This window comes from Streptomyces sp. NPDC052114, assembly GCF_040680155.1.
Taxonomy (GTDB): domain Bacteria; phylum Actinomycetota; class Actinomycetes; order Streptomycetales; family Streptomycetaceae; genus Streptomyces.
Genome location: NZ_JBFAWC010000003.1, coordinates 635720 through 647956, shown reverse-complemented (window position 1 = coordinate 647956; position 12237 = coordinate 635720). Strand labels below are relative to the sequence as shown.

The window sequence follows — 12237 nt, the reverse complement described above, 5'->3', positions numbered from 1 at the left end:
GGATCCCGCCCCCGCCGGGGCCCGCCCCGCTCGCGCCCGCGCGCTTCCCGCCGGGCCTAGGCGGTGAGCTTGCGCATCAGCCGGACGCCCTGCGCCGGCTTCATGTGCGGCAGGTACGCCTTGCCGATCGCGCGCGTGATGCTCGGCAGGGCCGCCGGGTCCGGGTAGCACATGTACATCGGACGGTATTCGGGCTGGAACTTGGCCTTGAAGTTGAGCAGCGAACGGAAACCGTAGACCGGCTCCAGGGTGCGGCCCGCGTAGTCCAGGAGGCGCTGCAGCGCGGCGGGCGGCGCCCCGGTGTCGGAGCGGGCCAGCGGGGCCCCGGAGAGACTGAGGAATCGGGCGCCCTCCTCCTTGAAGCCGAGCGCGGCGGACGCGATCAGGAACTCCATCGAGCCGCGGAACCCGTCGGAGCGGCGGCGCATGAAGTCCAGGGTCCAGCCCACGGGTTCGCGGGCGGAGCCTTCGGAGGAGGAGTCCCCGTACACCGGCATCCAGCTCGTGATGCCGTGCACCGTGCGGTCCTCGTCGACCGCGAGGAGGCACCGTACGTCCGGGTCGTCGAGCTCGTCGAGGCCGCCGAGCGTGAATCCCATCTCCGGGAGGCCCTTGTCGGCGACCCACTCCTCGGAGATCGAGCGGACCTGGTCGGTCAGCGCGATGGGCGCCTCCGGGAAGGTGTGCCACTCCGCGGTGATGCCCTGCTTCTTGGCCTTGTTGAGGGCCGTGCGCACGTCCTGCCACTTCTTGCCCGTGAACGCCAGCTCCGGGAGCGGTACGACGGTGTCCTCGGCGACCTGCACCGAGCTCCAGCCCAGCGCGTCCGTACGGGACTTGGCGTCGGCGGTCACGCTGTAGAAGCACGGTGTCCAGCCGCGCTCGTCGCAGTACTCGGCGAAACCGTCGACCGCGTCCGCGCGCGCGGACGGCACCCCGAAGGGGTCACCGGTGGTGAGCGCGACCGTGGAGTGCACGCGGTAGGCGACCGCGGCCCGGCCGTCCGCCGAGAACCAGTAGTGGTTGCCCGGCCAGGTCGTCAGATACGAGAGCGTGGACCCGCCGTGCGCGCGGAGCAGGGCACGCGCGCGTGTGGCCGCGTCGGGATCGGCGTGCATCTGGGGGCGCCGGAACGCCACGAAGAGGGCGATCAGGGTGACCACCCAGAACAGCATCCCGCAGTACTCGTACAGGGACAGGGCGGTGCCGCCGACCGGGACGGGGGCCTGGCCCTGGAAGAAGAACGGTTCGTAGCTGGGCGGGAAGAACTGCGTGGGCAGGCCCGACACCAGCTTCGCGAACGTGGCGTCCGGAGTGAACTGGTCGCGCACCGCGTAACCGATGCCCACGTACGCGGCACAGGCGAGCAGCAGCGTGCCGCCGACCGTCCCCGCGAGCCAGGTCACGGTCGCGCGCGACACCCGCTGGTCGAAGACCCTGCGGGTCAGGAAGAGCAGCACCAGGACGAGCAGCGGCAGCATCATCTGCTCGACGACCGCCTGGACCATCGCGGCCTTCTGGTCGGACAGGTCGCTGCCCTCCAGGACGTACCGGTCGGGGTGCGAGACGATGTCGCTCAGCAGGAACGCCATGAGCCCCAGCCACAGCAGCTGCGCGGCCACCGTGATCCGCCAGGACAGCCGCAGACCGCGCCGCAGCCCCTCCGCGAGCACGAGCAGCAGCAGGGGGATCGCGATCCCCATGAGCATCGCCGGGGAGCCGTAGAAGTGGTCCTGGGCGTGGATGCGGGCGCAGTCCGTGCTGGACGCCCGCACGCAGGCATTCGCGATGTCCTGGGCGCTCGGCCCTCCGGAGACGTACAGATCGAGGACGTTGAACGGGCCGAGCGAATCCTTGTAGAGCGTGGCGATCAGGGGGCCGAGGGCGGAGGCGGCCACCACCAGGGCGACCAGGACGCGGCCCTCGGAGTGCGAGGCGTGCGGCATCCGCAGCCGGTGCGTGTGCCGGTGCGCGAGGGCGCCCAGGCCCAGACCCACGACCGTGCCGGCCAGCCGCAGCACCCCCTGGAGATGCCCGACGTACAGCGCGAGCATCAACGGGAACACGATCAGGCACAGCTGGAGCCTGCGCCGCCACAGGGCGCTGAGCCGGAAGCTGAGGAACGCGCCGACGGCGCAGGCCCCGATGCCGGGGGTCGCCGTCAGGTCCTGCGCGAGGTCGTTGAGCCAGTCCTCGCCGGCCAGTTCGCCGAGCTTCACGACGCCGGTGCCGAGGAGCGCGCCGAGCACCTGGCCCGCGACCAGGACGACGGCGGTGCGCACCGAGCCCATGCGCTGCTCGGCCGCCGAGCCGAGCAGCAGCAACAGCAGCGTCGAACCGATGTAGTTGCCGATCCCCGAGCACCACAGGATCGAGGTCAGCGGCGTCCACCAGCGGCCGTCGGCGAGCGCGGGCACGCCCACGCCGACGTCGTCCAGGAGCGAGGTGGGCGGACCGCCGCCGAGGCTGCCGGTGAAGGCGCCCACGGCCCACAGCGCCACCACGGCGAACACGGTCACCGGCGCGCGGCGGACCGGCTCGAAGGCCCGGCCCGCGGCGCGCAGCCAGCGCACCGGGCCGCGCTCGCCCGGCGGGGCGAGTGGCGCCGCCGGGGCCGGCTCGGGCGCGACGGCGTCGGCGGAGGCCTCGGAGGTGTTCATTTCCCGAGCCCACCAGCCTGCCCTGCCGGGCACATCCCGAGTTGGGCCGAACGAGTGGAAACGCCCCTCCTGCCCCGCCGAAGCGTGATCCATTCCCGCTCTTTTGTGTAATGGCGCGGGCACGTTCCGTGCTGGGAGGCTGCTGTGTGCAGATCATCCTCGGCACTCGGGAGGCACAGTCCATGTCGGTAGGCGAAGAGATCCGTACGGAGTCGGAGAAGCCGCAGCAGAGCCTCGGCACATCGGCCGCACGGAATCTGGCCACGACCACCAAGTCGGCGCCGCAGATGCAGGAGATCAGCTCGCGCTGGCTGCTGCGGACGCTGCCCTGGGTGGATGTGCAGGGCGGCACCTACCGCGTGAACCGAAGGCTGAGCTACTCGGTCGGCGACGGCCGGGTGACCTTTGTGAAGACCGGCGACCAGGTGCAGGTCATTCCGGCGGAGCTCGGTGAGCTGCCCATGCTGCGGGACTTCGAGGACCAGGAGGTCCTGGGGGAGCTCGCCCAGCGCTGCCAGCAGCGCGAGTTCGCCACCGGCGAGGTCCTGACCTCCTTCGGCAGCCCGGCCGACGAGGTCTTCCTGCTCGCGCACGGGCGCGTCGAGAAGATCGGCACCGGTCCGTACGGCGACGACACCGTGCTCGAAACCCTCGCCGACGGTGCCTACTTCGGAGAGCAGTCCCTCCTCGACTCCGAGGCCATCTGGGAGTACACCGCGCGCGCGGTCACCGCCTGCACCGTGCTCGCCCTGCCCCGCCAGGAGCTCGAGCGGGTCGCGGAGCGCAGCGCACCGCTGCGCGACCACCTCCAGCAGTTGCGCTCCATCCCGGCCCAGCGCACCAACACGTTCGGTGAGGCGTCCATCGACCTCTCGGCGGGCCACGTCGGCGAGGCCGTGCTGCCCGGCACCTTCGTGGACTACGAGGCGCACCCGCGCGAGTACGAGCTGAGCGTCGCCCAGACCGTGCTGCGCATCCACACGCGCGTGGCCGACCTCTACAACCAGCCGATGAACCAGACCGAGCAGCAGCTGCGGCTGACCGTCGAGGCGCTCAAGGAACGCCAGGAGCACGAGCTCGTCAACAACCGCGAGTTCGGCCTCCTGCACAACTGCGAGTACGACCAGCGGATCCAGCCGCACGACGGCGTGCCCGGCCCGGACGACCTGGACGAGCTGCTCAGCCGCAGGCGCGGCTCCAAGCTGTTCCTCGCGCACCCGCGCGCGATCTCCGCGTTCGGCCGCGAGCTCAACAAGCGCGGTCTCGTGCCCGAGACCATCGACATGGGCGGCAACCGCATCCCCACCTGGCGCGGTGTGCCGATCTTCCCGTGCAACAAGATCCCGGTCACCGAGGCCCGGACGACGTCGATCATCTGCATGCGTACGGGCGAGGAGGACCAGGGCGTCGTCGGTCTGCGCCAGAGCGGCATCCCGGACGAGATCGAGCCCAGCCTGTCGGTGCGGTTCATGGGCATCAGCGAGCAGGCGATCATCTCGTACCTGGTGTCGACCTACTACTCCGCCGCGGTGCTCGTGCCCGACGCGCTCGGCGTGCTGGAGAACGTCGAGATCGGCCGCTGGAGGTGAGTCCCGGCCCGTGTCCCCGGCCGCGACACGGGGTACACCCTCTCCGTACGCGCCCACAGGCCGAGGAACCGCCACCGTCCGCATCCTCTTCGGGGTGAGTCCATGACGGACACGACGACGACAGGCGCGGTGGACGCGGCGGGACACGAGGCCGCGGAGATCCTGGCGTCGGCGCGGACGCACGTCGATCCGGAGCTGCGCAGGGCGATCGACTCGCTGCCCGGATCGATGCGCCGGATCGCGCTCTACCACTTCGGGTGGGAGCACGTGGACGGCACACCCGCGGCCGGGCACCCGGGCAAGGCCGTCCGGCCCGCGCTCGTGCTCACCGCGGTGCGCGCGCTCGGCGGTGAACCCGCCACGGCCGTGCGGGCCGCGGCGGCGGTGGAGCTGATCCACAACTTCACGCTCCTGCACGACGACGTGATGGACCGCGACACCACGCGCAGGCACCGGCCCACCGCCTGGACCGTGTTCGGCGACGCCGACGCGATCCTCGCCGGTGACGCGCTCCAGGCACTGGCGCAGCGGCTGCTCGCCGAGGACCCCCACCCGGGGGCCCCGGCGGCGGCCGCCCGCCTCGCCGCCTGTGTCGTGGAGCTCTGCGCGGGCCAGCACGCGGACTGCGCGCTGGAGCGGCGCGGCCCGGACGAGGTCACGCTCGACGAGTGCCTCGCCATGGCCGAGGCCAAGACGGGGGCGCTGCTCGGCTGCGCCTGTGCGCTTGGGGGGCTGTACGCGGGCGTGGGCCAGGAGGAGGTCGACGCGCTCGACGGGTTCGGCAGGGAGGCCGGGCTCGCCTTCCAGCTCATCGACGACGTCATCGGCATCTGGGGCGACCCCGGGCGCACCGGCAAGCCGGCGGGCGCCGACCTCGCGGCGCGCAAGAAGTCCCTGCCCGTGGTCGCGGCCCTGGCCTCGGGCACGCCCGCCGGGGCGGAGCTCGCCGAGCTGTACGCGCGCCCGGCCGCCGGGGGCGGGCCGGGGAGCGAGGCGGCGCACGCGGCGCGGGCGGCCGGTGCCGTGGAGCGGGCGGGCGGCCGCGACTGGGCGCAGGTGCACGCCGCCGACCGGATGTCCCGGGCGGTGGGCCAGCTCGCCCGGGCGATCCCGGACCCGGAGGCGGCGGGCGGGCTGCTGGCACTCGCCGAGTTCGTGACACGGCGTACGCACTGAGGGTGCGGGGACGTGGGGGCGCGGGGGGACGTACGGACGCGCAAGGGGGCGCGGCGCGCGGCGGCGGAGCGGGGAAGGCCCCGGCCGACACCCCGGTCCTTGCGAAAGCCAACAAGCCAATCGCGGCGGATCGGCCGGTGCCGGTCCGGGCCGCGGCGCGGACGGCGGTCGACGAACGGGCGACGGACCGCGACGGCACACGCGCCGGGAGCGTGCCCGGCGATTCGCTCTGCGGCGTCCGAAAGAGCCCCGCAGTCCACCGGGATCAGGCCACGCTGTGAGGCCCCTCGGTGTGTACGGATGCGATCACTTAGGCTTCAACCGGCGTGCCGTCGTGTGGACTTGACGGATGGATATGCGCGCCGTCGGGCGAGTGAGAGCGGTAAGGGGCGGGCTGTGGGTGTGGCGATACGGCGGGCCGGGGAGGGTGACCGGGAGGGCGTGGTCCGGCTGCTCGACGCGGCGTTCATGCAGGACCCGGTGAGCAGTTGGGTCCTGCCCGGCGAGGAGTACCGCCTGCGCACGCACGGCGCGTTGATGGGGGCCTTCTTCGACATCGCGCTCGACGAGGGGTACGTCGACATCACGGAGGACGGCACGGCCGTCGCGCTGTGGTGGTCCGTGCCCGCCGGGGCGCGCGAGCCGGGCGATGCCACGGATTCCGAGAGCCCCGGGAGCGCCGAGAACGCCGAGAACTCCGAGGTCGGCGCGGCCGCGGAGGACGCCGAGGACGGTCCCGTACTGCTGCGGCAGGCCGTCGACCCGGACAACGAACGGGTCGAGCTGATCGGCAGGCTGACGGACGCGATCCACCCGACCGACCGGGCGCACCAGTATCTGCACCTGATCGCCGTGCACCCCGACCGGCAGGGCGAGGGCCTCGGCACCGAGCTCGTCGCCGCCGTGCTCGCACGGTGCGACCGGGAGGGCCTGCACGCCTATCTGGAGGCGAGCAACGCGCGTAGCCGTGACCTGTACGCGCGCCTGGGCTTCTCCTTCATGGGCACGGCGCTCGACCTGCCCGACGGGCCGCGGATGTGGCCGATGTGGCGTGAGCCGTGTGTGGCGGGGAGCGACGGCTGACGCCGCTGTTGCACCTGCGAACTGTCGTAGTCGTTCAGGATTCGGAGGGTGGCGTGGAGTTCCTGCAGGATCTGACCGTCCGCTGTGTGGATCTGCTCGGGGTCTCGGGGGCGGTGGTGCTGCTGGAGAGCGGTGCCGTCGAGGCCTCGGACGAACGGACCCGGGCACTTGAGGTGTCCGCCGTCCGGCAGGGCGAGGGACCGTGCCTGGAGAGCTGCCGCTCGGGGGTCGCGATGATGGACGTCGACATCGGCGGGGCGGAGTCGGTCGCGCGGTGGCCGCGGTACGCGGAACAGGCGCGGGCGGCCGGGTTCGTGGCGCTACAGGTGCTGCCGTTGCGGCAGGAGACGCCGGCGCCGGAGGACGCGCAGGCCGTGGGCGCCCTCGGTCTGTTCCACGCCGAGGACGCGGAGCCGGTGGTCGGCGCCCAGTGGCTCGCTGGGTGCGCCGAGGGCGCCGACCGGGCCGGTTCGCTGAGCGAGGACCGGGTCGCCTTCGCGCAGACCCTCGCCGATCTCGCGGCGGCCGCGGTCCTGCGCCAGCAGTCGCTGGAGCGGAGCCTGGTGGAGCGCGGGCAGTTGCAGTCGGCGCTCACCAGCCGTATTGCGGTCGAGCAGGCGAAGGGCGTGCTCGCCGAGCGGTGGCGGTGCTCCGTCGACGAGGCGTTCTCGGCGCTGCGTGCGTACGCGCGCTCCCGGCGGCTGCGGCTCGCGGAGGTCGCGCGGCAGGTGGTGGCCGGTGAGGACGACGCCGTGGAGATCCGGCGGCGCTGGGCGGAGGAGGGGGTCGGGCGGCGCTGAACGGCCGCGGTGTCCGGGCCGGGTGAGGCGAGGTCGCGCATCGTGGTGCTCGGGCGGCGCGCGGCCGGGTGGACGGCGCTCCGGCGGCGCCCACGAGCCGGTACGAGCCGTGTCGTAGGGCTGCCCCGGCGGGCCGGACCGGCCTAATCTGGCCGTATGGGCAACGAAGGGCCTCGGCCCGGCCCCGCCCCGCAGGACGAGCCGGTCTGCGGCGGCTGCGGGCGGCCGGTGGGCACGGCGATCCGGCGGCGCAAGGTGCTCGGGGTGTTCGTCCCCGAATGGGGCCCCGGGCCGTGCCGCAACGACCAGTGCGCGCTGTACGTCACCGAGGACGCCGAGCGCGCGGCGGGCGCACGGCGCTCCCGGTCGCGGCACGTCAGGAGGCGTCTCGCCGCCGGTGGCGACGAGCGCAAGCGACGCTCCGACGAGGGTGGTTGACGTACCCCTGTGCTGTCGTGCCACGCGGCGCGGCGGTAGGGTCCCACGGTTCGGTTGAGCCGCCTGGGGAGGGGTCCGATGAAGGCGCGGTGGGGTGTACTCGCCCTGGTGGGCGCGGTGGTGGTGGGATTCGGCTCCGGCGCGTTCGGCGAATCCGCCTCTCCGGAGGGTTTCGCGGGCGGGCCCGGCGTACCGCGCGTGAAGACCACGAGTGACTTCCCCGAACTGCCCCTCGACCGCTACGAGTTCAGCAGGCGCGACGACAAACGGATGGAAGAGGCGGCGGCGCGCCGCACGCAACAGTGCATGCGCTCCTACGGGTTCGCCGACTTTCCGCTCCACCCCGCGCGGAGGACCGCGCAGAGCCTCGGGGGGAGCACCTTCTCCATGACGGTCTCCACGGTGTCCCCGTACGGCATGCTCGACCTCGCCCACGTCCGCCGCTGGGGCTACGGATTCGACCCGGACCGCGTGACGTCCTGGCGGGAGGAGGCATTCCCGGAGGGCCGGGCCCTGAAAGAGGGGGAGCACGAGGTGCTGTACGGCCCCCTCCGCGGGGACGCCGTCGAGGTGAAGGGCCGCGAGGTGCCCAAGGGCGGCTGCTCCGGGCGGGGCCAGCGGGAGGTCATGGGTGACCCGGTGAAGACGATGCGCGTGCGCGGGTACGTCGGCGAGCGCACCCGGGAGCTCGACAAGGCCGTCGCCAAGGACGCGCGGGTGCTCAGGGCCTTCCGCGACTGGTCGCGCTGTGTCCAGGGCAGGGGCCTCGGGCGGTACGAGAGCCCGGTCCAGGCCTTCCACGACAAGGCGTGGCGCGAGGGAGTCCAGGGCGGCAACACCGCGCGTACGAAGCGGGAGTTGGACACCGCCGTCGCCGACGTCGAGTGCAATCGGAAGCTGAACACCGCCGGGGTGTGGTGGGCCGTCAGCAACGAGAAGCAGCGCGCCGACCTGCGGCGTCACGCGTCCGGGTACGCGGCCGTGCGCGCGGACCAGGAGCGGGTGCGGGCGGCGGCCGACGAGGTGCTCGGCGAGGAGTGAGCCGCGCCGGGGGACGGTCTCAGCCGCGCCCGCGCGCCCGGTGCCGCGCCACCGCGTCGTTGTTGGCGCACCGCACCGAGCAGTACGCGCGCCGTCCGTTGCGCGAGGTGTCGACGAAGGCGAGCCCGCACCCGGCGCGGGCGCAGCGGCCGAGCCGGTGGGCGTCGGCGAAGCAGACGACGTAGGCGAGGCCCGCCGCCGTGAGGGCGCGGACGTGGGCGGCCGGGTCGGCGGCGGGCGCGCTGTAGTGGAAGTGCGGGCGGCCGTCGTGCAGGGAGATGCGCGGGGTGCTGGAGGCCTGGGCCAGCAGGGCGTTGACGGTCTCGCAGCGCCTCGGGAGGTCCTGCGGCCCGAAGCACTCGGCGAGCCGCGCGGCCCAGTCGCGCAGGGCGGCCTCCTGGGCGGCGGTGAGGGCGTGGTCCACGACGCCGTGCGCGGCGAGCAGCGGTGCCAGGGGCGGTGCCGTCGGCAGCGAGTTGACCAGCGCGGCGGCGAGCAGCGCGGCCTCGCCCCCGTAATGGTTGAAGTGCACAAGGCCATGACATCACGCTGTGGCCCGTGAGACGCGCCGAGCGGTGAAGAGCGGGTCCACACCGACGGATGCGGGGCGGAGGAGGCGTGGTGACGGGTGGGGCCGGGTCGGACGGTGGGGGGACGGCGGCGGATGGTTCGGCCGGGCCGGATGGTGGGGCCGAGGCAGTCGGGGAGGGGAGAAGCGGCACCCGGATGGGGCGCCGTGGCGGTTCGGCGCGGGGCGCCGTGCCTGGCGGGGGAGCCGGGGCGGACACGAGCGCTGGGGTGCGGCGACGGTTCGGTGCGGGCCGAGGGCCGAGTGCTGGACGGGAAGGCCGGGTCGCAGGGGGCGGGCGAGCCGGGGCGGGTGGCGGGGTGGCTTCTGCGGTGGGTGAGGGACGGGACGTGGGGGCGGGGCGGAGCCCGGATGGGGAGCGGCAGGGCGGTGGCGCTTCGGCTCGGGGAGCCGTTCTGCTCGTACTCGCGCAGGTCGTCAGCCTTCAGCTCGGGTCCGCGGTCGCCAAGGGCGCGTACGGGCAGGTCGGGCCCACCGCGCTCGCGGGGATGCGGCTCGGCTTCGCCGCGCTCGTCCTGTGGGCGCTCGTCAGGCCGCGCCTCACGCGCCTCACGGCGGACCAGTGGCGGGCCGCGGCCGGCCTCGGCGTCGTCCTCGCCGGTATGAACGCCGCGTACTTCCAGGCCATCCGGCACCTCCCGCTGGGCGTCGCCGCCACCCTCGAACTCCTCGGCCCGCTCGCCCTCGCGCTCCTCCTCGCCCGCAGGGCCGCGCACCTGATGGCCGGGCTGCTCGCCCTCGCCGGGGTGCTCCTCCTCGCCGTGCCCGGCGGCACGCTGTCCGGCGCGGGCATCGCGGCGGGCGCGACGGCGGCGCTCTGCCGCGCCGGGTACGTGGTCCTCAACCAGCGGGTGGGGCGGCTCTTCCCCGGCTGGGACGGGCTCACCGTGGCCCTCGGGATCGGCGCCTGCCTGCTGGTGCCGGTGGCGGCCGTGGCCGACGGGCGGTCCGTCGCCGCGCACCCGGCCGTCCTCGGCACCGGGCTCCTGGTCGCGCTGCTCTCCTCGCTGGTCCCGTACTCCCTGGACCTGCTGGCGCTGCGCCGCATCGGCGCGCGGAGCTTCGGCGTCCTGCTGGCGCTCGGGCCCGCGGTGGGCGCCGCAGTCGGATTCGCGGTGCTGGGGGAGCGGCTCGGGCCGCGCGAGTGCGCGGCGACGGCGCTGGTGGTGGCGGCCGGGGTGTGGTCGGTGCGGACGGCGGAGTGAGACGGTGCGCGGCGGTGCGCGTGTACGCCGCCGGGCCCGGCCGTCCGGCCCGTGGGGCGGCTCGGCATGATGGGGCGATGAGTGAACTCAGCCGCACGCCCGAGCAGATGGGGTCGGAGCTGCCGGAATCCGTGGACTTGGCGGGGCTTTTCGACCTCGCGGAGGCCCATCACGCGCGTGCGGTACGGGCGTTGGGGACCCGCGAGGCAGGCGGTCACCTCGTGAAGGTGTACGCGGTCGAGGCGCCGGGCCGGACGGTGACGGAGGAGGCGGAGGCGACGGCGCTCGGGCTCGCCGGGTCGCATCTGGCGCTCGGCCGCGCGCGCGGCTCGCTCGGCCTCGCCGTGCTGATCGTGCACGCGGGCGGTGACGGCGACTACGTCCTCGTCCACACCTGGATCGAGGGGTACATGTCCGACCTCGCGGTCTTCGTCGGTCCCGCGGGGCAGTCGGGCGAACTCCGCCCGGGGCGGGCCGGGTTGGCGCCCTGCGTCTGGGAGGCGGCCGTCCTCGCGCACGAACGGGACGCGTTCGCGCGGCACGTGCTCGACGGGACGGGACCGATGGCGGAGCGCCTCGCGGCCTGGCGCGTGGACGTCGTCGAGGGCGAGGCCCGCTGACCGCCGGAGCGGCCCACCAGCACCGAAGGGGCGGTGTGCGGAGCCGCAGGACAGCCAGCCGTAGGGCAGCAGTGACTCAAGTGACGCAGCGGCCCGCGGCCCCGCGGCCCCCGACGGCCCCGCGGCCCACCACCGTCTCCCGGCCCACCACCGTCTCCCGCTCCACCCGCGACAGCTTCTCTGGGTTCCGCACCGCGTACAGCCCGGTGATGAGCCCGTCGTCGACGCGCACCGCCAGGACGGTGTCGACCTCCTCGCCCCGCCGGAGGACCAGCGCGGGACAGCCGTTGATCCGGGCCTGCCGCACGGACAGCCCCCCGTCGAGCCTGCCCAGCACCGCCGCCACCCGCTCCGCGCCCACGACGGGCGCCACCGCGGCCCGCACCACCCCGCCGCCGTCGGTCAGCAGGACGACGTCCGGCGCGATCAGGTCGAGCAACTGCCGCAGGTCGCCCGTCTCGATCGCCTGCCGGAACGCCGTGAGCGCGCCGCGGGTCTCGGCGGCGGAGACGGTTCCGCGCGGCCGTCGCGCCGCGACGTGGGCCCGCGCGCGGTGCGCGATCTGGCGGACCGCGGCCGGGCTCCTGCCGACGGCCTCCGCGATCTCCGCGTACTCCAGGCCGAACACCTCGCGCAGCACGAACACCGCACGCTCGGTCGGCGCGAGCGTCTCCAGGACCAGCAGCATCGCCATCGAGACGCTCTCGGCCAGCTCGACGTCCTCCGCCACGTCGGGCGCGGTCAGCAGCGGCTCGGGCAGCCAGGGGCCGACGTAGGACTCCTTGCGCCTGCTGAGCGTACGCAGCCGGGTCAGCGCCTGGCGCGTGGTGATCCGGACCAGGTACGCGCGCCGCTCCCGCACCGTGCCGAGGTCGACGTCCGCCCAGCGCAGCCAGGTCTCCTGGAGGACGTCCTCGGCGTCGGCCGCGGAGCCGAGCATCTCGTAGGCGACGGTGAAGAGCAGGTTCCGGTGGGCGACGAACACCTCGGTCGCGGCGTCGGTCCGCCCGTCGTGCCCGGTTTCTGGTTCCTTCAT

Annotated in this window: 11 protein-coding genes; 8 read left to right on the top strand and 3 right to left on the bottom strand. The window is 74.1% G+C overall.

Annotated features, from left to right (window positions below; genetic code table 11):
• Positions 1-56: 56 nt before the first annotated feature.
• Positions 57-2660 carry a DUF2156 domain-containing protein gene (locus tag AB0L89_RS09765; RefSeq protein ID WP_365137042.1) on the bottom strand — a complete coding sequence of 868 codons (2604 nt, stop codon included), beginning with the start codon at positions 2658-2660 and terminating at the stop codon, positions 57-59.
• A 182-nt stretch (positions 2661-2842) separates the two neighbouring features.
• On the opposite strand from AB0L89_RS09765, the gene AB0L89_RS09760 reads away from it, so the two are divergent.
• The 6 genes from AB0L89_RS09760 to AB0L89_RS09735 all read left to right on the top strand — a co-directional run bounded on the left by AB0L89_RS09760 (position 2843) and on the right by AB0L89_RS09735 (position 8787).
• Positions 2843-4249, top strand: coding sequence for a family 2B encapsulin nanocompartment shell protein (locus tag AB0L89_RS09760; protein WP_365137039.1), 1407 nt, complete (start codon positions 2843-2845; stop codon positions 4247-4249).
• Between the two features lie 102 nt (positions 4250-4351).
• On the top strand, positions 4352-5425 hold the full coding sequence (locus tag AB0L89_RS09755) for a family 2 encapsulin nanocompartment cargo protein polyprenyl transferase (protein ID WP_365137036.1): 1074 nt from the start codon (positions 4352-4354) through the stop codon (positions 5423-5425).
• 396 nt (positions 5426-5821) lie between these two features.
• Positions 5822-6508 carry a GNAT family N-acetyltransferase gene (locus AB0L89_RS09750; RefSeq protein ID WP_365137033.1) on the top strand — a complete coding sequence of 229 codons (687 nt, stop codon included), beginning with the start codon at positions 5822-5824 and terminating at the stop codon, positions 6506-6508.
• Between the two features lie 53 nt (positions 6509-6561).
• Positions 6562-7308 (top strand): ANTAR domain-containing protein, encoded by a 747-nt coding sequence (locus AB0L89_RS09745; protein WP_365137030.1) that lies wholly within the window; start codon positions 6562-6564, stop codon positions 7306-7308.
• A gap of 156 nt (positions 7309-7464) precedes the next feature.
• Complete coding sequence (locus tag AB0L89_RS09740; protein ID WP_365137027.1) at positions 7465-7746, top strand: hypothetical protein; 282 nt, start codon at positions 7465-7467, stop codon at positions 7744-7746.
• 78 nt (positions 7747-7824) lie between these two features.
• A complete protein-coding gene (locus tag AB0L89_RS09735; RefSeq protein WP_365137024.1) occupies positions 7825-8787 on the top strand; it encodes a hypothetical protein in 963 nt (320 codons plus the stop codon).
• Positions 8788-8806: 19 nt separating this feature from the next.
• Here the strand turns inward: AB0L89_RS09735 and AB0L89_RS09730 are convergent, their stop codons facing one another.
• Complete coding sequence (locus AB0L89_RS09730; RefSeq protein WP_365137021.1) at positions 8807-9319, bottom strand: CGNR zinc finger domain-containing protein; 513 nt, start codon at positions 9317-9319, stop codon at positions 8807-8809.
• 368 nt (positions 9320-9687) lie between these two features.
• On the opposite strand from AB0L89_RS09730, the gene AB0L89_RS09725 reads away from it, so the two are divergent.
• Both AB0L89_RS09725 and AB0L89_RS09720 read left to right on the top strand, forming a co-directional pair.
• The gene (locus AB0L89_RS09725; RefSeq protein WP_365137018.1) at positions 9688-10581 is read left to right on the top strand and encodes an EamA family transporter; all 894 of its coding nucleotides are present in this window, start codon (positions 9688-9690) and stop codon (positions 10579-10581) included.
• 77 nt (positions 10582-10658) lie between these two features.
• Complete coding sequence (locus tag AB0L89_RS09720) at positions 10659-11201, top strand: hypothetical protein (RefSeq protein WP_365137015.1); 543 nt, start codon at positions 10659-10661, stop codon at positions 11199-11201.
• Between the two features lie 76 nt (positions 11202-11277).
• Here the strand turns inward: AB0L89_RS09720 and AB0L89_RS09715 are convergent, their stop codons facing one another.
• Positions 11278-12237 carry an RNA polymerase sigma-70 factor gene (locus AB0L89_RS09715; protein ID WP_365137012.1) on the bottom strand — a complete coding sequence of 320 codons (960 nt, stop codon included), beginning with the start codon at positions 12235-12237 and terminating at the stop codon, positions 11278-11280.